This window comes from Siccibacter turicensis LMG 23730 (assembly GCF_000463155.2).
Taxonomy (GTDB): Bacteria; Pseudomonadota; Gammaproteobacteria; order Enterobacterales; family Enterobacteriaceae; genus Siccibacter; species Siccibacter turicensis.
This window is the reverse complement of the sequence record NZ_AWFZ01000028.1, coordinates 577,465-601,049: the sequence shown is the minus strand read 5'-3', so window position 1 is coordinate 601,049 and position 23,585 is coordinate 577,465. Positions and strand designations below refer to the sequence as shown.

General features: G+C 59.1%; 17 protein-coding genes. 10 read left to right on the top strand and 7 right to left on the bottom strand.

What is annotated here, in order from left to right; genetic code table 11:
- The first annotated feature begins 147 nt into the window (after window positions 1-147).
- Both macA and macB read left to right on the top strand, forming a co-directional pair.
- Window positions 148-1,263: a macrolide transporter subunit MacA gene (macA, locus tag DW58_RS07180; RefSeq protein WP_024547783.1), complete on the top strand. Its 1,116-nt coding sequence runs from the start codon at window positions 148-150 to the stop codon at window positions 1,261-1,263.
- On the top strand, window positions 1,260-3,206 hold the full coding sequence (gene macB, locus DW58_RS07175) for a macrolide ABC transporter ATP-binding protein/permease MacB (RefSeq protein ID WP_024547784.1): 1,947 nt from the start codon (window positions 1,260-1,262) through the stop codon (window positions 3,204-3,206). Before macA ends, macB begins: the two co-directional genes overlap by 4 nt.
- Before the next feature lie 74 nt (window positions 3,207-3,280).
- On the opposite strand, the gene cspD is transcribed toward macB, so the two are convergent.
- The gene (gene cspD, locus DW58_RS07170) at window positions 3,281-3,505 is read right to left on the bottom strand and encodes a cold shock-like protein CspD (RefSeq protein ID WP_024547785.1); all 225 of its coding nucleotides are present in this window, start codon (window positions 3,503-3,505) and stop codon (window positions 3,281-3,283) included.
- 321 nt (window positions 3,506-3,826) lie between these two features.
- Between cspD and clpS the strand changes: the two genes are divergently transcribed.
- On the top strand, window positions 3,827-4,147 hold the full coding sequence (gene clpS, locus DW58_RS07165; RefSeq protein ID WP_024547786.1) for an ATP-dependent Clp protease adapter ClpS: 321 nt from the start codon (window positions 3,827-3,829) through the stop codon (window positions 4,145-4,147).
- 30 nt (window positions 4,148-4,177) lie between these two features.
- Window positions 4,178-6,454 (top strand): ATP-dependent Clp protease ATP-binding subunit ClpA, encoded by a 2,277-nt coding sequence (gene clpA / locus DW58_RS07160; RefSeq protein ID WP_024547787.1) that lies wholly within the window; start codon window positions 4,178-4,180, stop codon window positions 6,452-6,454.
- A 152-nt stretch (window positions 6,455-6,606) separates the two neighbouring features.
- On the opposite strand, the gene infA is transcribed toward clpA, so the two are convergent.
- The 5 genes from infA to trxB all read right to left on the bottom strand — a co-directional run bounded on the left by infA (window position 6,607) and on the right by trxB (window position 12,466).
- Window positions 6,607-6,825: a translation initiation factor IF-1 gene (gene infA / locus DW58_RS07155; protein ID WP_001040187.1), complete on the bottom strand. Its 219-nt coding sequence runs from the start codon at window positions 6,823-6,825 to the stop codon at window positions 6,607-6,609.
- 285 nt (window positions 6,826-7,110) lie between these two features.
- Window positions 7,111-7,815, bottom strand: coding sequence for a leucyl/phenylalanyl-tRNA--protein transferase (aat, locus tag DW58_RS07150; protein ID WP_024547788.1), 705 nt, complete (start codon window positions 7,813-7,815; stop codon window positions 7,111-7,113).
- A 46-nt stretch (window positions 7,816-7,861) separates the two neighbouring features.
- Window positions 7,862-9,583 carry a heme ABC transporter ATP-binding protein/permease CydC gene (gene cydC, locus DW58_RS07145; RefSeq protein ID WP_024562460.1) on the bottom strand — a complete coding sequence of 574 codons (1,722 nt, stop codon included), beginning with the start codon at window positions 9,581-9,583 and terminating at the stop codon, window positions 7,862-7,864.
- On the bottom strand, window positions 9,584-11,350 hold the full coding sequence (cydD, locus tag DW58_RS07140) for a heme ABC transporter permease/ATP-binding protein CydD (protein WP_024550909.1): 1,767 nt from the start codon (window positions 11,348-11,350) through the stop codon (window positions 9,584-9,586). It abuts the gene before it with no gap.
- 147 nt (window positions 11,351-11,497) lie between these two features.
- Window positions 11,498-12,466 carry a thioredoxin-disulfide reductase gene (trxB, locus tag DW58_RS07135; protein ID WP_024550910.1) on the bottom strand — a complete coding sequence of 323 codons (969 nt, stop codon included), beginning with the start codon at window positions 12,464-12,466 and terminating at the stop codon, window positions 11,498-11,500.
- Window positions 12,467-12,948: 482 nt separating this feature from the next.
- On the opposite strand from trxB, the gene lrp reads away from it, so the two are divergent.
- From lrp to DW58_RS07105, 6 genes are all read left to right on the top strand, one after another.
- On the top strand, window positions 12,949-13,443 hold the full coding sequence (lrp, locus tag DW58_RS07130; RefSeq protein WP_024550911.1) for a leucine-responsive transcriptional regulator Lrp: 495 nt from the start codon (window positions 12,949-12,951) through the stop codon (window positions 13,441-13,443).
- Window positions 13,444-13,563: 120 nt separating this feature from the next.
- A complete protein-coding gene (locus tag DW58_RS07125; RefSeq protein ID WP_024562461.1) occupies window positions 13,564-17,520 on the top strand; it encodes a DNA translocase FtsK 4TM domain-containing protein in 3,957 nt (1,318 codons plus the stop codon).
- Between the two features lie 135 nt (window positions 17,521-17,655).
- Window positions 17,656-18,267 carry an outer membrane lipoprotein chaperone LolA gene (gene lolA / locus DW58_RS07120; RefSeq protein WP_024548385.1) on the top strand — a complete coding sequence of 204 codons (612 nt, stop codon included), beginning with the start codon at window positions 17,656-17,658 and terminating at the stop codon, window positions 18,265-18,267.
- Between the two features lie 8 nt (window positions 18,268-18,275).
- Window positions 18,276-19,619 (top strand): replication-associated recombination protein A, encoded by a 1,344-nt coding sequence (locus tag DW58_RS07115; protein ID WP_024548384.1) that lies wholly within the window; start codon window positions 18,276-18,278, stop codon window positions 19,617-19,619.
- A 200-nt stretch (window positions 19,620-19,819) separates the two neighbouring features.
- The gene (serS, locus tag DW58_RS07110; RefSeq protein ID WP_024548383.1) at window positions 19,820-21,112 is read left to right on the top strand and encodes a serine--tRNA ligase; all 1,293 of its coding nucleotides are present in this window, start codon (window positions 19,820-19,822) and stop codon (window positions 21,110-21,112) included.
- 335 nt (window positions 21,113-21,447) lie between these two features.
- Window positions 21,448-22,596 (top strand): MFS transporter, encoded by a 1,149-nt coding sequence (locus DW58_RS07105; protein WP_024548382.1) that lies wholly within the window; start codon window positions 21,448-21,450, stop codon window positions 22,594-22,596.
- Between the two features lie 62 nt (window positions 22,597-22,658).
- Here the strand turns inward: DW58_RS07105 and pflA are convergent, their stop codons facing one another.
- A complete protein-coding gene (gene pflA / locus DW58_RS07100) occupies window positions 22,659-23,399 on the bottom strand; it encodes a pyruvate formate lyase 1-activating protein (protein ID WP_024548381.1) in 741 nt (246 codons plus the stop codon).
- Between the last annotated feature and the right edge of the window lie 186 nt (window positions 23,400-23,585).

The window sequence follows — 23,585 nt, the reverse complement described above, 5'->3', positions numbered from 1 at the left end:
GTAACGATAGATGGCGCTATTTCATCACCGCGAAACTCAACGAGATGTAAATCAGTTTCAGGGCAGTGAGGCTATCCTCAGGTTGTTGACCCGACGTTTAACCTTGCACGCTCATCCGAACTTATTGCCGAAAGACGCAGGAATCACATGGTACTCAAGGGAAAATTTAAAAAGCGCTATCTGTTGTTGCTGGTGGTCGTACTGCTGGCAGCCGTCTGGATCTGGCGGACGCTGAACGCCCCGCCGCCGCAGTACCAGACGCTCATCGCGCGCAAGAACGATCTCCAGCAAAGCGTGCTGGCCACCGGTAAGCTCGACGCGCTCCGCAAAGTAGACGTCGGCGCCCAGGTCAGCGGCCAGCTGAAAACCCTGTCGGTAAACATCGGCGACAGCGTGAAGAAGGATCAGCTACTGGGGGTGATTGACCCGGAGCAGGCCGAGAACCAGATCAAAGAGGTGGAAGCCACGTTGATGGAGCTGCGCGCCCAGCGCCGCCAGGCGCAGGCCGAAACCGCGCTGGCCCGCGTCACGCTGTCGCGTCAGCAGCAGCTGGCAAAAACCCAGGCGATATCGCGTCAGGATCTGGATACCGCCGCCACCGAACTGGCGGTGAAAGAGGCGCAGATCGGCACCATCGACGCCCAGATCCAGCGTAATCAGGCCTCGCTCGATACCGCTAAAACCAACCTCGATTATACGAAAATCGTCGCGCCGATGGCGGGCGAGGTCACGCAGATCACGACGTTGCAGGGCCAGACGGTGATTGCCGCGCAGCAGGCGCCGAACATTCTTACCCTCGCAGACCTGGGCACCATGCTGGTCAAAGCGCAGGTATCGGAAGCGGACGTAATCCACCTTAAGCCGGGCCTGCAGGCATGGTTCACGGTGCTGGGCGATCCGCTCACCCGCTACGAGGGCACCCTGAAAGACATTCTTCCCACCCCGGAGAAGGTCAACGATGCGATTTTCTACTATGCCCGCTTTGAGGTGCCGAACCCGAAACGCGTGCTGCGCCTCGACATGACCGCCCAGGTCCATATTCAGCTCAGCAACCTGAAAAACGTCCTCACCATTCCGCTGTCGGCGCTCGGCGACCCGGTGGGGGAGAACCGCTATAAAATTCGTGTGCTGCGTAACGGCGAGGTTCGCGACCGCGAGATCGTTATCGGCGCGCGCAACGATACCGATGTGCAGGTGGTGAAAGGGCTGGAAGAGGGCGAAGAGGTGATTAGCGGGCAGATGGTCGCCGGGAGCGCGCCATGACCGCTCTGCTTGAGCTGAAGGATATTCGACGCAGCTATCCCTCCGGGGATGAGCAGGTTGAGGTGCTTAAGGGCGTGTCGCTCAGCATCTTTGCCGGCGAGATGGTGGCGATTGTCGGGGCGTCCGGCTCCGGGAAATCGACGCTGATGAACATTCTTGGCTGCCTCGATAAGCCCACCAGCGGCAGCTATCACGTGGCGGGCACCGACGTCGCTACCCTCGACGGGGATGCGCTGGCGCGCCTGCGTCGCGAGCATTTTGGCTTTATTTTCCAGCGCTATCATCTGCTGTCGCACCTGAGCGCGGCGCAGAACGTGGAAGTGCCCGCCATCTATGCCGGGGTCGCGCCAAAAGTGCGCCACCAGCGGGCCAGCGAACTGCTGACCCGGCTGGGGCTGGCGGAGCGCATCGACTACTCGCCGGCGCAGTTGTCCGGCGGGCAGCAGCAGCGCGTCAGTATCGCCCGCGCGCTGATGAACGGCGGCCAGGTAATCCTTGCCGATGAACCCACCGGGGCGCTCGACACCCACTCCGGGGAAGAGGTAATGGCGACCCTCAAGCAGCTGCGCGACCGCGGGCACACCATTATTATCGTCACCCACGACCCCAGCGTCGCGGCGCAGGCCGAACGGGTGATTGAGATCCGCGACGGGGAGATTATCGCCAATCCGCCGCCGGCGCCCGGCGTGCATGACGCAACGCCGATCACCGATAAGCCCCGGCATACGTCTGCCTGGCAGCAGTTTATCGGCGGCTTCAAGGAAGCGCTGATGATGGCGTGGCTGGCGATGGTGGCCAACAAAATGCGCACGCTGCTCACCATGCTCGGCATTATCATCGGTATCGCCTCGGTGGTGTCTATTGTGGTGGTCGGCGACGCGGCTAAGCAGCTGGTGCTGGCGGATATCCGCTCGATTGGCACCAACACCATTGACGTCTACCCCGGTAAAGATTTTGGCGACGACGATCCCCAGTACCAGCAGGCGCTGAAATATGACGACCTGACGGCCATTCAGAAACAGCCGTGGGTGCAGTCGGCCACGCCGGCGGTGTCGCAAAACCTGCGCCTGCGCTACGGCAACATGGACGTGGCGGCCAGCGCCAACGGCGTCAGCGGGCAGTATTTTAACGTCTACGGCATGACCTTTAGCGAAGGCAGCACCTTCAACGAGAGCCAGCTTAACGGCCGCGCGCAGGTGGTGATCCTCGACAGCAACAGCCGCCGCCAGCTGTTCAAAGACAAGCTCTCGGTGGTTGGCGAAGTGGTGCTGGTCGGCAATATGCCGGCGACGGTGATTGGCGTAGCCGAAGAGAAACAGTCGATGTTCGGCAGCAGCAAGGTGCTACGCGTCTGGCTGCCCTATACGACTATGTCAGGCCGCATTATGGGTCAGTCGTGGCTCAACTCGATTACGGTGCGCGTCAAAGACGGCTACCCGAGCGCGGAGGCCGAGCAGCAGATCACCCGGTTGCTCACCCTGCGCCACGGCAAGCAGGATTTCTTCACCTGGAATATGGACGGCATCTTGAAAACCGCTGAAAAGACCACACGTACTCTTCAGCTGTTCCTTACCCTGGTGGCGGTTATCTCGCTGCTGGTCGGTGGTATAGGCGTAATGAATATTATGCTGGTCTCGGTGACCGAACGTACCCGCGAGATCGGCATCCGCATGGCGGTGGGCGCCCGTGCCAGCGACGTTCTGCAGCAGTTCCTTATTGAAGCGGTACTGGTGTGCCTGGTGGGCGGCGCGCTGGGGATCTCCCTGTCGCTGCTTATCGCCTTTACCCTCAAGCTGTTCCTGCCTGGCTGGGAGATCGGCTTCTCCCCGGTGGCGCTGGTCACGGCGTTTTTGTGTTCCACGATAACCGGGGTGGTGTTTGGCTGGCTGCCGGCGCGCAACGCGGCGCGGCTGAACCCGGTGGATGCCCTGGCGCGGGAGTAGTGAGCGGGGCAATAAAAATGCCAGTCACTGGGGCTGGCATTTTGGCGAGGGGATGTACACAATAAAACAGAGCGTCAGGCGACGGTCTCAACCTCAACCAGAGGCACGATGAGACTCGCGTGGTTGCCTTTAGGGCCCTGATGTACATCAAACCTGACGAGTTGTCCGGCTTTGAGCGTTCTGTAACCATCCATCTGGATAGTGGAATAGTGGGCGAAAATATCCTCGCCGCCGCCCTCAGGGCAGATGAATCCAAACCCTTTGGCGTTGTTGAACCATTTAACTGTACCCGTTTCCATGCTTCGACATCCTTCGTAAGTCTTATAACTAAGATGGAATGAACCGGAAGTGAGCCCGGGCTGTTCAAAACCTCGCCAGCTCACGCCAGTACAATTTAGAGAAATCATGCGGGCCGTCAAGCGATCGCCGGAGAGTGGCGGGAGGGAATGATTCAAATTTTGAAGCAGTTAACGCTATTGGCCGAACTGTGACAGAGCTCGCGGATGGCAACAATAGATGATAGTTATAGAACATATCAGGTAGATTCAGGATGGCGGATTGCTCATCCATCACGCAGGTCAGGGACCTTACGTAACGTTAACCAATGATGATGACGGGCAATGGGTAAGACAAATAGCTGGTTCGATTTTGAACAAATGGCGGAAGATAAGCTTCGCGAAGCGCTAAAACCGCCATCTATGTATAAAGTTATATTAATGAACGATGACTACACGCCAATGGAATTTGTTATTGACGTGCTACAAAAGTTCTTTTCTTATGATGTTGAACGTGCAACGCAGCTGATGCTTACGGTTCACTATCAGGGCAAGGCCATCTGCGGTGTCTTCACCGCCGAGGTTGCCGAGACGAAAGTCGCCATGGTGAACGAGTACGCCAAGGAAAACGAGCATCCGCTGCTGTGTACGCTGGAAAAAGCCTGAATACAGGCAAACTTTTGAGGGGGGTGCCCTATGCTCAATCAGGAACTGGAACTCAGTTTAAACATGGCTTTCGCCAGAGCGCGCGAGCACCGACACGAGTTTATGACCGTCGAGCATCTGTTACTGGCTCTGCTCAGTAACCCATCAGCACGCGAGGCGCTTGAGGCGTGCTCCGTGGATCTGGTGGCGCTTCGTCAGGAACTTGAAGCCTTCATCGAACAAACCACACCGGTGCTGCCTGCCAGTGAAGAGGAGCGCGACACGCAGCCGACGCTCAGCTTCCAGCGCGTACTGCAGCGCGCGGTGTTCCATGTCCAGTCCTCCGGGCGCAGTGAAGTCACCGGCGCGAACGTGCTGGTCGCGATTTTCAGCGAGCAGGAGTCGCAGGCCGCCTATCTGCTGCGCAAGCATGAAGTGAGCCGCCTCGACGTGGTGAACTTTATTTCCCACGGCACGCGTAAAGATGAACCGAATCAGGGGGCTGACTCCACCAATCCGGTCAACGACGAGCAGGCCGCAGGCGGGGAGGAGCGCATGGAGAACTTCACCACCAATCTCAACCAGCTTGCCCGGGTGGGCGGTATCGATCCGCTGATTGGCCGCGACAAAGAGCTTGAGCGCGCCATCCAGGTGCTGTGCCGTCGCCGTAAAAACAACCCGCTGCTGGTGGGTGAGTCCGGCGTCGGGAAAACCGCGATTGCCGAAGGGCTCGCCTGGCGCATTGTGCAGGGCGACGTGCCGGAAGTGATTGCCAACTGCACCATCTACTCGCTGGATATCGGCTCGCTGCTGGCGGGCACCAAATACCGTGGTGATTTCGAAAAACGCTTCAAGGCGCTGCTCAAACAGCTTGAGCAGGACACGGACAGCATTCTGTTTATCGATGAAATCCATACCATCATCGGTGCTGGCGCGGCGTCGGGTGGACAGGTGGATGCGGCTAACCTGATCAAACCGCTGCTCTCCAGCGGCAAGATCCGGGTGATGGGCTCCACCACCTACCAGGAGTTCAGCAACATCTTCGAAAAAGACCGCGCGCTGGCGCGTCGCTTCCAGAAGATCGATATCACCGAGCCGAGCGTCGATGAAACCGTGCAGATCATCAACGGCCTGAAAACCAAGTACGAAGCGCATCACGATGTGCGCTATACCGCGAAAGCGGTGCGTGCGGCGGTGGAGCTGGCGGTGAAATACATCAACGACCGTCATTTGCCGGATAAGGCAATTGACGTTATCGATGAAGCGGGCGCGCGGGCGCGTCTGATGCCGGTCAGCAAGCGTAAGAAAACGGTCAACGTGGCGGATATCGAATCCGTGGTGGCGCGCATTGCGCGTATCCCGGAGAAGAGCGTCTCCCAGAGCGATCGCGATACGCTGAAAAACCTTGGCGACCGCCTGAAAATGCTGGTGTTCGGTCAGGATAAAGCCATTGAGGCGTTAACCGAAGCGATCAAAATGAGCCGCGCGGGTCTGGGTCAGGATCACAAGCCGGTCGGCTCCTTCCTGTTCGCCGGGCCAACCGGGGTCGGGAAAACCGAGGTGACGGTACAGCTGGCGAAAGCGCTGGGTATCGAGCTGCTGCGCTTTGATATGTCCGAGTATATGGAGCGTCACACCGTCAGCCGTCTGATCGGTGCGCCTCCGGGCTACGTCGGCTTCGATCAGGGCGGGCTGCTGACCGATGCGGTGATCAAACATCCGCACGCGGTTCTGCTACTCGATGAGATCGAAAAAGCGCACCCGGACGTGTTCAACCTGCTGCTGCAGGTGATGGACAACGGTACGCTGACCGATAACAACGGCCGTAAAGCGGACTTCCGCAACGTAGTGCTGGTGATGACTACCAACGCCGGGGTGCGCGAGACCGAGCGTAAGTCTATTGGCCTGATTCGTCAGGACAACAGCACCGATGCGATGGAAGAGATCAAGAAGGTGTTCACGCCAGAGTTCCGTAACCGTCTGGACAACATCATCTGGTTCAACCATTTGTCGACCGACGTTATCCATCAGGTGGTGGACAAGTTCATCGTCGAACTGCAGGTGCAGCTGGATCAGAAAGGCGTGTCGCTGGAAGTCAGTCAGGAAGCGCGCGACTGGCTGGCCGAGAAAGGCTACGACCGTGCGATGGGCGCTCGCCCCATGTCGCGTGTGATTCAGGATAACCTGAAGAAACCGCTCGCTAACGAACTGCTGTTCGGTTCGCTGGTGGACGGCGGGCAGGTGACGGTCGCGCTGGATAAAGAGGGCGATAAGCTCACTTACAGCTTCCAGAGCGCGCAGAAACACAAACCTGAAGCCGCACACTAAGCGGCAGAAACGAAAAAACCGGGCTCAGCCCGGTTTTTTTATGCGCCGACCAGGCGTCACGAACGTGCCGGGCCAAACGACAGGCAAAGAAAAGGCCGGGATTTCCCGGCCTTTACAATCAGGTCGCCACAGGCTGGCGCGATGAAAAAAGCTTATCGGCTACGGAAGACAATGCGGCCTTTGCTCAGGTCGTACGGCGTCAGCTCTACCGTCACCTTGTCGCCCGTGAGAATGCGGATGTAGTTTTTGCGCATTTTACCGGAAATGTGAGCAGTTACCACGTGACCGTTTTCCAGTTCAACGCGGAACATGGTGTTAGGCAGCGTCTCAAGAACGGTACCCTGCATTTCAATATTGTCTTCTTTGGCCATCTAATCCTCTGGGGTATCACTACCGTAGTTTTGAACCGGCAAGATAATGCCGAAATTTGTCTATTAAGTAAAGATTTCGGGTTGAAATCACAACAAAGTTTGTCTGCGCATTGCCCGACGCACGCACGAACACCGCAGTGCACTATAAGCAGTGTGTGGGGGAACGATGAGATAAGCGGTGGGCGTTACCGGAGTCGATCGGGTCCCAAACGGCGGTGGGCAATCAGCAGATTATCCTCTGCGGGCACAATTATAACACCCTGATAAAAAATGTGCCGAAAACATTCACTCGCTTCGTTCAAACAATATTTTTGGCACCCAGCAGTGCGGGTTGCACAGTAATTGTCTCAATGAATCAAGGTGTTGGAGGTAGTCGCGGCGTGGGATTTCCACGGCCCCCAGCGAAGCGGTATGGGGATTGATCACCTGGCAGTCAATAAGCTTGCCGCCGCTGCGCGAAAAGTAGTCACAAAATACCAGCAGCGCGGTTTTCGAGGCGTTGACGCGACGGCTGAACATCGACTCGCCGCAGAACAGCGCGCCCTGGGCCACGCCGTACATTCCGCCCACCAGCGTTTCCCCTTCCCACACTTCAATGGAGTGCGCATACCCGAGCTCGTGCAAACGATGGTAGGCCATGACGATATCCTGGGTTATCCAGGTGCCCTCGTCGCGATCGTCGGCGCAGCCGGCAATCACCTGGCCAAACGCATGGTTGAGCGTGACGCGATAAGGGGAGCGCTGATGAAAGCGCTTCATGCTGCGGCTGATGTGAAAGGTTTCTGGCCACAGCACCGCACGCGGATCGGGGGACCACCAGAGGATCGGGTCACCCGGCGAGAACCAGGGGAAAATACCGCGCTGGTAGGCCATCAGCAGCCGCGCCGGGCTGAGATCGCCACCCAGCGCCAGCAGTCCATTAGGTTCGCGCAACGCCACGTCGGGAGACGGAAAGGCGATAGAGTGACGAGAAAGCTGAACCAGGCGCATGACAACGAAGCTCCCACGATGCGGCACATAACCGTTCAATCATAGTTTATACGCGGCGATGGAACTGATAATAACGTCCCTGGTTCGCCATCAAATTAGCGTGATTACCTTGCTCAATAATTTGACCGTTGTCCATCACAATTATGCGGCTGAAACGCGACAGGCCTTTCAGACGGTGCGTCACCAGCAGCACGGTTTTACCCTGCGTAACCTCAGTAAGCAGATCAAGGATTTGACCCTCGGTTTCCGCGTCCAGCCCTTCGGTTGGCTCGTCGAGCAGCATCAGCGGCGCATCGTGCAGCAGCGCGCGCGCAATAGCCAGACGGCGCAGCTCGCCGCCAGAGAGCTGGCGTCCGCCCTCGCCAAGCCAGGCGTTCAGCCCGGCATCGTCGAGCAACTTTTCCAGGCCGGTGCGGGTCAGCGCCTCGCTAAGCTGCGCATCGCTGGCCTGCGGGTTAGCCAGCAGCAGGTTATCGCGCAGGGTAGCGCTGAACAGGTGCACGCGCTGGGTAACGACGCTCATGGTGGCGCGCAGCGCGGCTTCGTCAAGGTCCTTGAGCGCGCTGTCATTGAGCCGCAGCGAACCGTTGTCCGGATCCCAGGCGCGGGTGATGAGCTGCAGCAGCGTTGATTTCCCACAGCCGGTGCGGCCCAGAATGGCGATGTGTTCTCCCGGGCTCACCGTCAGGTTGATGCCGGTTAACGCCGGTTGCGGCTGGCCCGGATAGGTGAAGCTCAGGTCGGTTATGGTCAGCGCCACCTGCTGAGGCACCGGCTGTGCAGTCTCCGGGAAGGTGACGTCCGGTTTTTGATCGGTAATCTGGGAGACCCGGACCGCGGAGGCGATCACCTGGCCCAGGTGCTGGAAGGCCCCGGTCACCGGCGCCAGCGCTTCAAACGCCGCCAGAGCGCAGAACACAGACAGCGCAATCAGCGCGCCCGGCGACGTATCGCCCCCCACGCCGCCGGCCGCCATCCACAGAATCGTCACCACCGCCGCACCGCTGATCAGCTGCATCGCTGCCTGGGATAGTGCGGTCAGGGAAGCCTGCTGACGCTGCGCGTCGTGCCACGCCTGCTCGGTTTCATCCATGGCCTGACGATAGCGGGTGCTGGCTCCGAAAATGGTCAGCTCCGCCTGGCCCTGTAGCCACGCCGTGAGCTGTTGACGCCACTGGCCGCGCAGGCGGGTCAGGGCTTCGCCGCCGGGTTTGCCGGCGCGGTAAAACAGCGGGGGCAGCAGCAGCAGAGTCAGCAGCATAATGCCACCCAGCGTCAGCGCCAGCGTAACATCCAGCAGGCTGAGACCGAAGGTCACCACGATGATGACCACCAGCGCCCCTACCAGCGGGGAGATAACCCGCAGGTAAAGGTGGTCGAGGGTGTCGACATCCGCCACCAGGCGGTTGAGCAGTTCGCCCTGGCGAAAGCGTGCCAGCCCGGCAGGGGAGAGCGGCAGCAACTTACTGAAGGTGCTGACGCGCAGATGCTCCAGCACCCGGAAGGTGGCGTCGTGGCTCACCAGCCGCTCGAAGTAGCGGCCTGCGGTACGGGCGATAGCCGACCCGCGCACCCCGGCGGCGGGCAGCATAAAGTTAAAGCTGTAGAGACCGGCAAAGCCGACCACGGCGGAGGCCGACAGGAACCAGCCCGACAGCGTCAGCAGGCCGATGCTGGCCAGCAGCGTCACAATCGCCAGCACCACGCCGAGGGTTAACAGCCAGACATGGCGGCGCCAGAGCGCAAGATAGGGAAGCAGGGCGCGCATTTAAATTTCCTCCTGACGATGGGCAAGCAGGGCGGCAAAAGGACCGTTGGCCTGGCTGAGCGTGGCGACGTCGCCCTGTTCAACCAGCATGCCGTTGCGCATCACCCACACGTCATCCCAGTCGGTGATGTAGTCCAGCTGATGGGTGACCATCAGGGTCGTTTGCTGGCGGGACGCCTCGGTCAGGGCCTGCATCACGTGCCGCTCGCTGTTGGCGTCAAGGCTGGCACCCGGCTCGTCAAGCAGCAGCAGGCGGCAGCGATAGAGCAGGGCGCGCGCCACGGCGACGCGCTGCGCCTGGCCTACCGACAAGCGGGAGGCGTTATCGCCAATCGCGCTGTCGAGGCCGTTATCCAGCAGCGGTAAAAACTCACTCACGCCGGCTTTATCAAGCACCGCCTGCAGCTGCTCATCCCCAGGATGACCGCCCGCCAGCAGTAAATTCTCACGCAGCGTCGCCCCCGGCAGCTGAGGGTTCTGCCCCACCCAGCTCAGCTGTTCGCGCCAGCGATCCGGCTCCAGCTCGCGCAGTTCAACGCCGTTAATCAGCAGCTCGCCCTGATAGGGGAGAAAGCCGGACAGCACGTTAAGCAGTGAGCTTTTACCGGCGCCGCTTTGCCCGACCAGCGCCACGCGTTTACCCGCCGGCACCACGAAGTTGAGCGGCCCGGCAAGGGTTTTCCCGTCCGGAGAGAGGATCACCAGGTCCCGGGCGGTGATCTCCAGCGCATCGCTGTTGTTGAGCGTGGCGCAGCCGCGCTGCGGCTGCTGAATGGGGGTTTCCAGGAAGGTTTTCAGGCTGTCGGCTGCACCGATGGCCTGCGCTTTGGCGTGGTAAAAGGTACCGAGATCGCGCAGCGGCTGGAAGAACTCCGGCGCGAGGATAAGCGCCAGGAAACCGGCAAACAGCGTCACGCCGGTCCCGTAATGGCCGAAGTTGAGCTCGCCTAAATAGGAGAAACCAAAGTATACCGCCACCAGCGCAATGGAGAGCGAGGTGAAAAACTCCAGCACGCCGGAAGAGAGAAACGCCAGGCGCAGCACTTCCATGGTGCGCTTGCGGAAATCCTGCGAGGCGAGGCGGATATTCTCCTGCTCCGCTGCGCCGCGATGGAACAGGCGCAGCGTCTCCATGCCGCGCAGGCGATCGAGGAACTGCCCGCTCAGGCGGCCCAGGGCCAGAAAGTTGCGGCGGTTGGCGTCGGCTGCCCCCATGCCCACCATCGCCATAAACATCGGGATCAGCGGTGCGGTGCCGAGCAGGATCAGCGCCGCGACCCAGTTTGACGGGAAAATGGTGATGACGATCAGCAGCGGCACCATCGCGGCCAGCGCCATCTGCGGCAGATAGCGGGCGTAGTAGTCGTGCATATCGTCAATCTGCTCCAGGATAAGCGTCGCCCAGCTCCCGGCGGGCTTACCCTGAATCCAGGCCGGCCCGGCCTGCTGGAGCCGGTCCAGCACCTGGCGGCGAATGGCGTAACGGATTTTCAGCCCCGCGTGATACCCGACCTTCTCACGTATCCACACCACCCAGGCACGCAGAATGAATACCAGCACCAGCAGGGCAAACAGCAGCAGCATGGCTTCACGGGGAATACCATCCATAATCAGGTGATTGAGCAGACGCGCCAGAATCCACGCCTGCGCCACGATCAGCAGACCGCTTATCAGACCAAGCAGACGAGAAAGCATGAGCCAGCGGCGTGACAGGGCGCTTTGCGCCTTCAGCCAGCGGGTAAGTTCTTGTTGACGGGTTTTGTTCATGGGGTGCTATGCAGTTACGGGAAAAGGCTGCCCGGGTGAATTTGCACCGAATGTTACAACGAGCCAAAAAGAAAGGCGACACATTGTCGCCTTCTTTACTTGTGATTGACTCACAAGGCTATTTTATTGACTGACGTGACGCGCCGCTTACTTAATGCCCTGCGCGAGGCCGTCAAGGTAGCGCTCTGCATCCAGCGCCGCCATACAGCCGGTACCGGCCGAGGTAATGGCCTGACGGTAGATGTGATCCATCACGTCGCCGGCGGCAAACACGCCCGGAATGCTGGTCTGGGTGGCATTGCCGTGGATACCAGACTGCACTTTGATATAGCCGTTTTCCAGTTCCAGCTGACCGTCGAAAATCGCGGTGTTCGGGCTGTGGCCGATAGCCACAAACAGACCGGCAACCTCGAGGTTTTCAACGTTGTCGCTGTTAACGGTATCGCGCAGACGCAGACCGGAAACGCCCATCTGATCGCCGGTCACTTCTTCCAGCGTGCGGTGGGTGTGCAGCACGATATTGCCGCTTGCCACTTTCTCCATCAGACGGTTGATGAGGATTTTCTCCGCACGGAAGGTGTCGCGACGGTGAATCAGGTGCACCTCAGACGCGATGTTGGCCAGGTACAGCGCCTCTTCAACGGCGGTATTGCCGCCGCCGATCACCGCGACTTTCTGGTTACGGTAGAAGAAACCGTCGCAGGTGGCGCAGGCGGAGACGCCGCGGCCTTTGTACGCTTCTTCAGACGGCAGGCCCAGGTAGCGAGCGGATGCGCCGGTGGCGATGATCAGTGCATCGCAGGTGTACTCGCCGCTGTCGCCAAACAGGCGGAACGGACGGTTTTGCAGGTCAACGCGCGAAATATGGTCGAACAGGATTTCGGTGTCGAACTTAACGGCATGCTCGTGCATGCGCTCCATCAACAGCGGACCGGTCAAATCATGCGGGTCGCCCGGCCAGTTTTCCACGTCGGTGGTGGTGGTCAGCTGACCGCCTTTTTCCATACCGGTAATGAGTACCGGATTCAGGTTTGCGCGCGCAGCATAGACCGCAGCGGTATATCCCGCCGGGCCGGAGCCAAGAATAAGCAGCTTACTGTGTTTCGCCGTGCCCATGAGATCCTCATTGTTGATTGGCAAACAATGGGCTGGATTGTAGGGAATTTACTGCGCTAAAAAAAGGGCGTAGCGCTTTTGTTAACGATTCATGTAATAGCGTAAGCCGATGGATAACCGGTTCAGCCATAACCTTTTACGCTGAAAAACAGGGGCTAAAGGGGTGATAAAATGAGGAATAATCGCTACTCGTTACTAATTGCTGGCACGTTCTACTAAAAAACGATGTTTTACTTTGACAATCCCCTGCGCTTTTGCGAAAACATTCGATGAAGAAAAAGCGCATTTGTTCCGGGAGTGGCACCCCTGCCACGCTCACACATGCATTTTCCGGGTAATTGACATCTACGCATGGCGTGGACAGACGCCATGCGTGATATCGATACCAGCCTCCGGCCCCGGGCTTCTCAAAATAGACCCTGAACAATGATGTGAACAGGGTAATGGCAGGTGTAGGGAAGGAATACAGAGAGACAATAATAATGGTAGATAGCAAGAAGCGCCCTGGCAAAGATCTCGACCGTATCGATCGTAACATTCTTAATGAGCTGCAAAAGGATGGGCGCATTTCCAACGTCGAGCTTTCAAAACGAGTGGGACTTTCCCCTACGCCATGCCTTGAGCGTGTGCGCAGGCTGGAACGACAAGGGTTTATTCAGGGATATACCGCCCTGCTGAACCCGCATTATCTGGATGCCTCTCTTCTGGTGTTCGTTGAGATTACTCTGAATCGCGGCGCGCCGGATGTATTCGAGCAATTTAACGGCGCGGTTCAAAAACTTGAAGAAATTCAGGAGTGTCATCTGGTTTCCGGCGATTTCGACTACCTGTTGAAAACCCGCGTACCGGATATGTCTGCTTACCGTAAGCTGCTGGGCGAAACGCTGCTGCGCCTGCCTGGCGTTAACGACACCCGCACCTACGTGGTGATGGAAGAGGTGAAGCAGAGTAATCGTCTGGTTATTAAGACCCGTTAAGACGGATCAGGTGCAAAATCACCGTATTTTGATTACACTCCTGTTAATCCATACAGCAACAGTGCCGGGGCGACCCGGCACTGTTTGCCATTTTAGCATCAAGGACCTGGAGTGCCTGTCTTGAGCCAGGAATACACTGAAGACAAAGAAGTAACACTGACCAAACTGAGCAGCGGACGTCGCGTTCTTGAGGCGTTGCTGATCCTCGTCGCCCTGTTTGCCGTATGGCTGATGGCCGCCTTACTCAGCTTTAACCCGTCCGATCCCAGCTGGTCGCAAACCGCCTGGCACGAGCCTATCCATAATCTTGGCGGCGGCCCGGGCGCATGGCTTGCCGACACCCTGTTTTTCATCTTCGGCGTGATGGCGTATACCATACCGGTGATGATCGTGGGCGGCTGCTGGTTTGCGTATCGCCACCGTGCCAATGAAGACTATATCGACTACTTCGCCGTAGCCCTGCGCCTGATTGGCGTGCTGGCGCTTATTCTCACGTCGTGCGGCCTCGCCGCGATCAACGCCGATGATATCTGGTACTTCGCCTCAGGTGGGGTAGTGGGGAGCCTGCTGAGTACCGCCATGATGCCGTTGCTGAACAGCACCGGCGGCACCATCGCGCTGCTTTGTATCTGGGCCGCGGGTCTGACGCTGTTCACCGGCTGGTCATGGGTCAGCATCGCTGAAAAAATCGGCAGCGTCGTCCTGACCGTGCTCACCTTCGCCAGCAACCGTACCCGTCGGGACGATACCTGGCAGGATGAAGAGTACGAAGAGGACGACTACGAAGACGACGAAGAGGACGATCTTCCGGTCGAGAAAAAAGAGTCGCGCCGGGCGCGTATTCTTCGTGGCGCGCTGGCGCGTAAACAGCGCGTTGCTGAAAAGTTTGCTAATCCGATGGGCCGTAAAACCGACGAAGCGCTGTTTTCCGGCAGGCGTATGGACGACCCGGACGACGTGCTGTTCAGCGCGCGCGGTGTCGATGCCGATCCGGACGATGTCCTGTTCTCCGGCCATAGCGTAAGCCAGCCGGAGCAGGAGAGCGACGATCCGCTGTTCAGCGGCCACTCTGCGCTGGCGCCGGTTGCCGCCGCGAGCGCCGCGACCGCAGCCGCCTCCAACGCGTTTGCCGCCCCGGTCGAGGCCGTGATGCCGCAGGTGTCCGCCGTGACCGCTGCCCCGCAGCCGCACGCCGCACCGGTGGCATGGCAAACGGCCCCGGCCGCGCATACGCCTGAACCGTCCATCTCGCCGGAGCCTGCAAGCTATGTAGCGCCCGCGCCGGTGCAGCCTGATGCCTGGAGCCCGCAGCCTTCTGCCTGTGTAGCCGAAGAGGAGTGGCATAACGTGCAGCAGCCTGCCGCTCAGGGCTGGCCGGAGAAGGCTCCTGACGATCAGACCGAGCCGCAGCAGCCTTACGCGTCGCAGCCGGTGGAATCCCCGGTTGAAGATGCACTGCCGCAGGAAGAGACCAAACCCACTCGTCCGCCGTTGTGGCACTTCGAGGAAGTGGAAGCCCAGCGCGCCCGCGAACGCGAGCAGCTCGCAGCCTGGTATCGCCCTGTGCCCGACGTGCAGGAGACACCGGCTCCGTCCCGTCCTGCCGCACCTGCTACGCCGCCGCCGTCTGTTGATAACGGCTTTAACGCCGCGCCGTTCGGTAGCGAACCCGCTTCTAATCCCACTGCCGCTGCACCAGAGGCGGGCGGTGTATCCCTGCCTGACGGTTCAGCTGTCGCCGCGGGTGCCAGCGCCGCAGCCCATGCCGCAAGCGCCGGGGCTGCGTTTACCCCGGTGTTTGGTCTGGCGGCAGATGCGCCACGCCCGCAGGTTAAAGAGGGCATTGGCCCCCAGCTTCCGCGTCCCAACCGGGTGCGTGTTCCAACCCGCCGCGAACTGGCGTCTTACGGGATAAAATTGCCTTCTCAGCGTATGGCTGAAGAAAAGGCGCGTGATGTGGAGCAGAACCCGGCGATGAGCGATGACGACGCCGAGGTCTTCCATCAGGACGAGCTGGCCCGCCAGTTCGCGGCGCAGCAAAACCAGCGCTATGGCGAGCCAGACACGCACGTAGACGAAGAGATGGATGATGAGGCGCAGTTTGCCGCCGAGCAGGCCGAACTGGCGCGCCAGTTTGCCAGCCAACAGCAGCAGCGCTATGAAGGCCAACCTCAGCATGCACAGCCACAGCAGGCTGCCGCGCAGCCGCAATATGCGCAACCGCAGCAGCCTGCCGCCCAGCCGCAGTACGTCCCACCGCAGCAGCCTGCCGCGCAACCGCAGTATGCACAGCCACAGCAGCCTGTGGCCCAGCCACAATACGCTCAACCGCAGCAGCCTGCCGCGCAACCGCAATACGCTCAGCCGCAGCAGCCTGCCGCGCAGCCGCAATACGCTCAGCCGCAGCAGCCTGCCGCGCAGCCGCAGTACGCACAGCCACAGCAGGCTGCCGCGCAACCGCAGTATGCACAGCCACAGCAGGCTGCCGTCCAGCCGCAGCATGCGCAACCGCAACAGCCTGCCGCGCAGCCGCGCGAGAGCCTGATTCACCCCCTGCTGATGCGCAACGGCGACGATCGTCCGGTGCAGCGCCCGAGCACGCCGCTGCCTTCCCTGGATCTGCTGACCCCACCGCCGTCTGAAGTGGAGCCGGTAGACAGCTTTGCTTTGCAGCAGATGGCACGTCTGGTCGAGGCCCGCCTGGCCGATTTCCGTATCAAAGCGGACGTGGTGAACTACTCTCCCGGTCCGGTGATTACCCGTTTTGAACTGAATCTGGCGCCTGGGGTGAAGGCTGCACGCATTTCCAACCTGTCGCGCGACCTGGCCCGTTCGTTGTCCACCGTCGCAGTGCGCGTGGTTGAAGTGATCCCCGGAAAGCCTTACGTTGGCCTTGAACTGCCGAACAAGAAGCGTCAGACCGTTTATCTGCGGGAAGTGCTGGATTGCGCGAAGTTCAAGGATACCGCCTCGCCGCTCGCCGTGGTGCTGGGGAAAGATATCGCCGGTGAACCGGTGGTTGCCGATCTCGCCAAAATGCCACACCTGCTGGTTGCCGGTACCACCGGTTCCGGTAAGTCGGTGGGCGTGAACGCCATGATCCTCAGCATGCTGTTTAAAGCGACGCCGGACGATGTGCGCTTCATCATGATCGACCCGAAAATGCTGGAGCTGTCGGTCTACGAAGGCATTCCGCACCTGCTGACCGAAGTGGTCACCGACATGAAAGACGCGGCCAACGCCCTGCGCTGGAGCGTCAACGAGATGGAACGTCGCTACAAGCTGATGTCCGCCCTCGGGGTGCGTAACCTTGCCGGCTACAACGAGAAGATCCTTGAGGCCGAGCGCATGGGGCGTCCGATCCCGGATCCTTACTGGAAACCGGGCGACAGCATGGATGCCACGCATCCGGTACTGCAGAAGCTGCCGTATATCGTGGTGATGGTGGATGAATTCGCCGACCTGATGATGACGGTAGGCAAAAAAGTGGAAGAGCTAATTGCCCGTCTGGCCCAGAAAGCCCGTGCGGCAGGCATCCACCTGGTGCTGGCAACCCAACGTCCGTCTGTGGATGTGATCACCGGCCTGATTAAAGCCAACATCCCGACGCGTATCGCCTTTACCGTGTCGAGCAAAATCGACTCCCGCACCATTCTCGATCAGGGCGGCGCCGAGTCGCTGCTGGGAATGGGCGATATGCTCTATTCCGGGCCAAACTCGACCATGCCGGTGCGTGTCCACGGTGCCTTTGTACGTGATGAAGAAGTTCACGCCGTGGTACAGGACTGGAAAGCGCGCGGTCGTCCGCAGTACGTGGACGGCATCACCTCCGACAGCGACAGCGAAGGCGGCGGTGGCGGCTTCGACAGCGGTGAAGAGCTCGATCCGCTGTTCGACCAGGCCGTAGCGTTCGTGGTTGAGAAACGCAAAGCGTCGATTTCCGGGGTGCAGCGTCAGTTCCGTATTGGCTATAACCGGGCGGCGCGCATCATTGAGCAGATGGAAAATCAGGGCATCGTCAGCGAGCAGGGGCATAACGGTAACCGTGAGGTGCTGGCACCGCCCCCGTTTGAATAAATAACGCGCAACCTGTGCAAAGATCGGTAAACCGCCGAAAACCAGGCATTTTCTCCTGTCGGAGTGGGCCAGTATGTGGCTACAGTATCTGACAGAAGGCCTGCATGGTGGGCTAGTGAACACTGGAGAATAAAAATGAAAAAATTGGCGATTACCTGTGCACTGCTGTCTAGCTTTGTCGCCAGCAGTGTCTGGGCCGACGCGGCAAGCGATCTGAAAAGCCGTCTTGATAAAGTAGGGAGCTTCCACGCCAGCTTCACCCAGAAGGTAACGGATGGTAGCGGAGCGGCGGTACAGGAAGGTCAGGGCGATCTGTGGGTTAAACGTCCGAACCTGTTCAACTGGCATATGACCCAGCCGGACGAAAGCGTGCTCATCTCCGATGGGAAAACGCTGTGGTTCTACAACCCGTTCGTGGAACAGGCCAGTGCCACCTGGCTGAAAGACGCCACCGGCAATACGCCGTTTATGCTGATTGCCCGTAACCAGAGCAGCGACTGGCAGCAGTACAACATCAAGCAAAACGGCGATGACTTTGTGCTGACGCCGAAATCCGGAAGCGGCAACCTGAAGCAGTTCACCATCAACGTGAGCAGCAATGGCACCATCAATCAGTTCAGCGCGGTGGAGCAGGATGACCAGCGCAGCAGCTATTCGCTCAAATCGCAGCAGAATGGCGCCGTGGATGCCAGCAAATTTACCTTCACACCGCCGCAGGGCGTGACGGTGGATGACCAACGCAAGTAGAGGTCTGAGTGAGCAATCTGTCGCTCGATTTTTCTGAGAATTCCTTCCAGCCTCTGGCCGCACGTATGCGGCCAGAAAATTTAGCGCAGTATATCGGGCAACAGCATCTGCTGGCGCCCGGTAAACCGCTGCCCCGGGCTATCGAAGCTGGCCATCTTCACTCCATGATTTTATGGGGGCCGCCGGGCACCGGCAAAACCACGCTTGCGGAAGTGATTGCCCGCTACGCCGATGCCGACGTGGAGCGTATCTCCGCGGTGACCTCCGGAGTGAAAGAGATCCGCGAGGCCATTGAACGGGCGCGGCAGAGCCGCAACGCCGGGCGCCGCACCATTCTGTTTGTTGATGAGGTTCACCGCTTCAATAAAAGCCAGCAGGATGCCTTTCTGCCGCATATAGAAGATGGCACCATCACCTTTATCGGGGCGACCACCGAAAACCCGTCGTTCGAGCTCAATTCTGCACTGCTTTCCCGGGCGCGCGTCTACCTGTTGAAATCGCTGACCACCGAGGATATTGAGCAGGTGCTCGATCAGGCGATGCAGGATAACGCACGCGGCTACGGCGGGCAGGATATCGTTCTGCCGGATGAGACGCGGCGTGCCATTGCCGAGCTGGTCAACGGCGATGCGCGTAGAGCGCTCAACACGCTGGAAATGATGGCCGACATGGCAGAGAACGATGCCAGCGGCAAGCGCGTGCTGCTCCCGGCGCTGCTTACCGAAATTGCCGGCGAACGCAGCGCGCGTTTTGATAACAAAGGCGACCGGTTTTACGACCTGATCTCCGCCCTGCACAAATCAGTGCGTGGGTCGGCACCGGATGCGGCGCTCTACTGGTATGCACGCATCATCTCGGCCGGCGGCGACCCCCTTTATGTCGCGCGCCGCTGCCTCGCCATCGCCTCTGAAGACGTGGGCAATGCCGATCCGCGTGCCATGCAGGTGGCGATCTCGGCATGGGATTGCTTCACTCGTGTCGGCCCGGCAGAGGGCGAGCGCGCGATCGCGCAAGCCATCGTCTATCTCGCCTGCGCCCCGAAAAGTAACGCCGTCTACACCGCCTTCAAAGCCGCGCTGCGCGACGCCCGCGATCGGCCCGACTATGACGTGCCGCCGCATCTGCGCAATGCCCCGACGAAGCTGATGAAAGAGATGGGCTACGGGGACGAATACCGCTACGCGCATGACGAGCCCAACGCCTATGCCGCAGGCGAGGACTACTTCCCGGCTGAAATGGCACAAACGCGCTACTATCGCCCGACAAACAGAGGTCTTGAAGGCAAAATTGGCGAAAAGCTCGCCTGGCTTGCTGAACAGGATCAGAAAAGCCCCACAAAACGCTACCGTTAGCGCAGGCCTTGCGGTAAGGTTGTCAGACGTGCCTTTGCGACGTATTTCGCGTTGCCGCTGGCATTTGCCGCCCGTTATTTCAGCGCCTTATCAGGCGAGGTGGGGCGGTAGGTCAGCCTGAAAAGGCAGAGACTCAATTATTTGTATGGCCGCAGGCTGTGGCCATATTTTCACTTTTATTCGATAAGCACAGGATAAGCATGCTCGATCCCAATCTGCTGCGTACCGAGCCAGACGCAGTCGCTGAAAAACTGGCACGCCGGGGCTTTAAGCTGGATGTTGATAAGCTGCGCGCTCTTGAAGAGCGACGCAAGGTTCTTCAGGTAAACACCGAGAACCTGCAGGCGGAGCGTAATGCCCGATCGAAATCCATCGGCCAGGCGAAAGCGCGTGGAGAGGATATCGAGCCACTTCGTCTGGAAGTGAACACGCTGGGCGAGGAGCTGGACGCGGCCAAAGCGGAACTGGAAACGTTGCAGGCAGAAATCCGTGACATCGCACTGGCGATTCCAAACCTGCCGGACGACAGCGTACCGGTCGGCAAAGACGAGCATGATAACGTGGAAGTCAGCCGCTGGGGCACCCCGCGCGCGTTCGACTTCGAGGTTCGCGATCACGTTACCCTGGGCGAAATGCATGGCGGGCTTGATTTTGCGGCGGCGGTGAAGCTGACCGGCTCCCGTTTCGTGGTGATGAAAGGGCAGATTGCCCAGATGCATCGCGCGCTGGCGCAGTTTATGCTCGACCTGCACACCGAACAGCACGGCTACAGCGAAACCTACGTTCCCTATCTGGTGAACCACGATACGCTGTACGGTACCGGTCAGCTGCCGAAGTTCGCCGGCGACCTGTTCCACACCCGTCCGCTGGAAGAAGAGGCTGACAGCAGCAACTATGCGCTGATCCCGACCGCCGAAGTGCCGCTGACCAACCTGGTGCGCGACGAGATCGTTGATGAAGAGTCGCTGCCGCTTAAGTTTACCGCGCACTCTCCATGCTTCCGCTCTGAAGCAGGCTCTTACGGACGCGATACCCGTGGTCTTATCCGTATGCACCAGTTCGATAAAGTTGAGATGGTGCAGATCGTACGTCCGGAAGACTCCATGGACGCGCTGGAAGAGATGACCGGGCATGCAGAGAAAGTGCTGCAGCTCCTGGGTCTGCCGTATCGTAAAGTGCTGCTGTGCACCGGCGATATGGGCTTCGGCGCCTGCAAAACCTACGACCTGGAAGTGTGGGTGCCGGCGCAGGATACCTACCGTGAAATCTCCTCCTGCTCTAACGTGTGGGATTTCCAGGCGCGCCGCATGCAGGCTCGCTGCCGCAGCAAAACCGATAAGAAGCCGCGTCTGATGCATACGCTTAACGGTTCCGGGCTGGCGGTTGGCCGTACTCTGGTGGCCGTGATGGAAAACTACCAGCAGGCTGATGGCCGCATTCAGGTGCCAAAAGCGCTGCGTCCTTATATGAAAGGGCTGGAGTTCATCGGTTAAGCGACCTTTGATCATCATTAAAAAAGCGCCTGCGGGCGCTTTTTTATTTTCTGCTTTACTCCGCTTCCCGCTCTCTATGCAGTTACCCCCCGAGGTGATTTATATCGTTGAAAGATTGATGAAATTTTTCTACTGATGATGCTCGTCGCCTTTCTGGTAAACATTCACTAAATCAATGAGATAACCCCGGATTAACACAGCCGGTTGGTTAAGTGGATGAACGAATCAAATCGTCGGGGCTGAAAACCCATTTCGCGCCATTTCGGGTGGATTGACAATGTTTTTGGCGGTGGCATGATGCGCACGAATTCTGAACTTCCTCACGGTTTTAATCCATGACCACTTACACCCGGCCAGTGCTGTTATTGCTCTGTGGCCTGCTTTTGTTGACCCTGGCTATCGCGGTGCTGAACACCCTGGTACCGCTCTGGCTCGCCCATGAAAACATGCCTACCTGGCAGGTGGGCATGGTCGGATCATCCTATTTCACCGGCAACCTGCTGGGTACGCTGGTTGCCGGGGCGCTGATCAAACGCTTTGGATTTAACCATAGCTACTACATCGCCTCGGCGATCTTTGCCGTGGGCTGCGTCGGGCTGGGCATTACCGTGGGGTTCTGGAGCTGGCTGAGCTGGCGCTTTATCGCTGGGGTAGGCTGCGCCATGATTTGGGTCGTGGTCGAAAGCGCACTGATGTGCAGCGGCACCTCACGTAACCGTGGACGCCTGCTGGCGGCGTATATGATGGTGTATTACGTGGGAACCGTGCTGGGCCAGCTGCTGGTCAGCAAAGCTCCTACCGGTCTGATGGACGTGCTGCCGTGGGTGACGGGCCTGGTACTGGCCGCTATCCTGCCACTGCTGTTCACCCGCATTGTGAACGAGCGTAGCGAGCATCAGGAGGCGTCCCATATCTGGCCGATGCTGCGCCTGCGTCAGGCACGTCTGGGCGTTAACGGCTGCATTATTTCCGGTATCGTGCTTGGCTCGCTGTATGGTCTGATGCCGCTCTGGCTGAACCATCAGGGCGTCAGCGATTCCGGAATTGGCTTCTGGATGGCCGTTATGGTGAGCGCCGGTATTCTGGGACAGTGGCCGATTGGCCGCCTGGCGGACCGGTTTGGTCGTCTGCTGGTGCTGCGCGTGCAGGTGTTTGTCGTGATCATGGGCTGCCTCGCCATGCTCAGCAATGCGGCAATGGGGCCGGCGCTGTTTATTCTCGGCGCGGCGGGCTTCACGCTCTATCCGGTGGCGATGGCCTGGGCCTGCGAGAAGGTGGAACATCATCAGCTGGTTGCCATGAACCAGGCGCTGCTGCTGAGCTATACCATCGGCAGCCTGCTTGGCCCGACGTTAACCGCGGTGCTGATGCAGAGCTACTCTGACAACCTGCTGTTCATCATGATTGCCAGCGTAGCGTTTATCTACCTGCTGATGCTGCTGCGTAAAGCCGGCGAGCATCCCACGCCGGTGGCGCATGCCTGAAACGCGGCGTAACGCCCATATAAAAGCCTGTCAATGACAGGCTTTTTTGTCTCTGCAGAGACTCAGTACATCACTTTGTGACCGTACTGCTCGAGGATGCCTTTCACGCGCTCCATGGTCTCTTTCTTCGGCGGCTTCACGCCATCCAGCTTGTACTCTTCGCCCATAGCAACCCACTTGTGCTTGCCGAGTTCATGGTAGGGCAGCAGTTCGATTTTTTCGACGTTGCCCATATCGCGGGTGAACTCGCCCAGCCGGTGCGCGGAGTCATCATCGTCTGACCAGCCTGGCACCACCACGTAGCGGATCCAGACCTTAATATTTTTATTAGCGAGATACTTTGCGAACTCCAGCGTGCGCTGATTGGAGACACCCACCAGGTTCTGGTGGATCTCATCGTTCATCTGCTTAAGGTCCAGCATCACCAGATCGGTGACCTCGAGCAGTTCATCGATCACCGGATCGTAGCGGCGTACAAAGCCATTGGTATCCAGACAGGTGTGGATGCCTTCTTTGTGGCAGGCGCGGAACCAGTCGCGCACGAATTCGGCCTGCAGGATGGCCTCTCCGCCGGACGCGGTCACGCCGCCGCCGGAGGCGTTCATAAAGTGGCGATAGGTGACGACCTCTTTCATCAGCTCTTCAACGGTAATCTCCGTGCCGCCGTGGGTGTCCCAGGTATCGCGGTTGTGGCAATAGAGGCAGCGCATCAGGCAGCCCTGGAAGAAGGTGATAAAGCGGATGCCCGGGCCGTCAACGGTGCCACAGGATTCAAATGAGTGAATGCGACCAATAACTGACATTGCGGTGGTTCTCCAACAACGGCCTTCCGTGACCATGTATATGCACAACGGCTGCCGGCCCGAAGGCGGAAGGTTGTGTCGAGTCTGTTTTGGCGGATATCCATAACTATAGATAACTGACAAAACAGGCTATGGAGAAGGGTGATAAAAAGGCCCCACGGTTGTGGAGCCTTTATTGTACGCTTT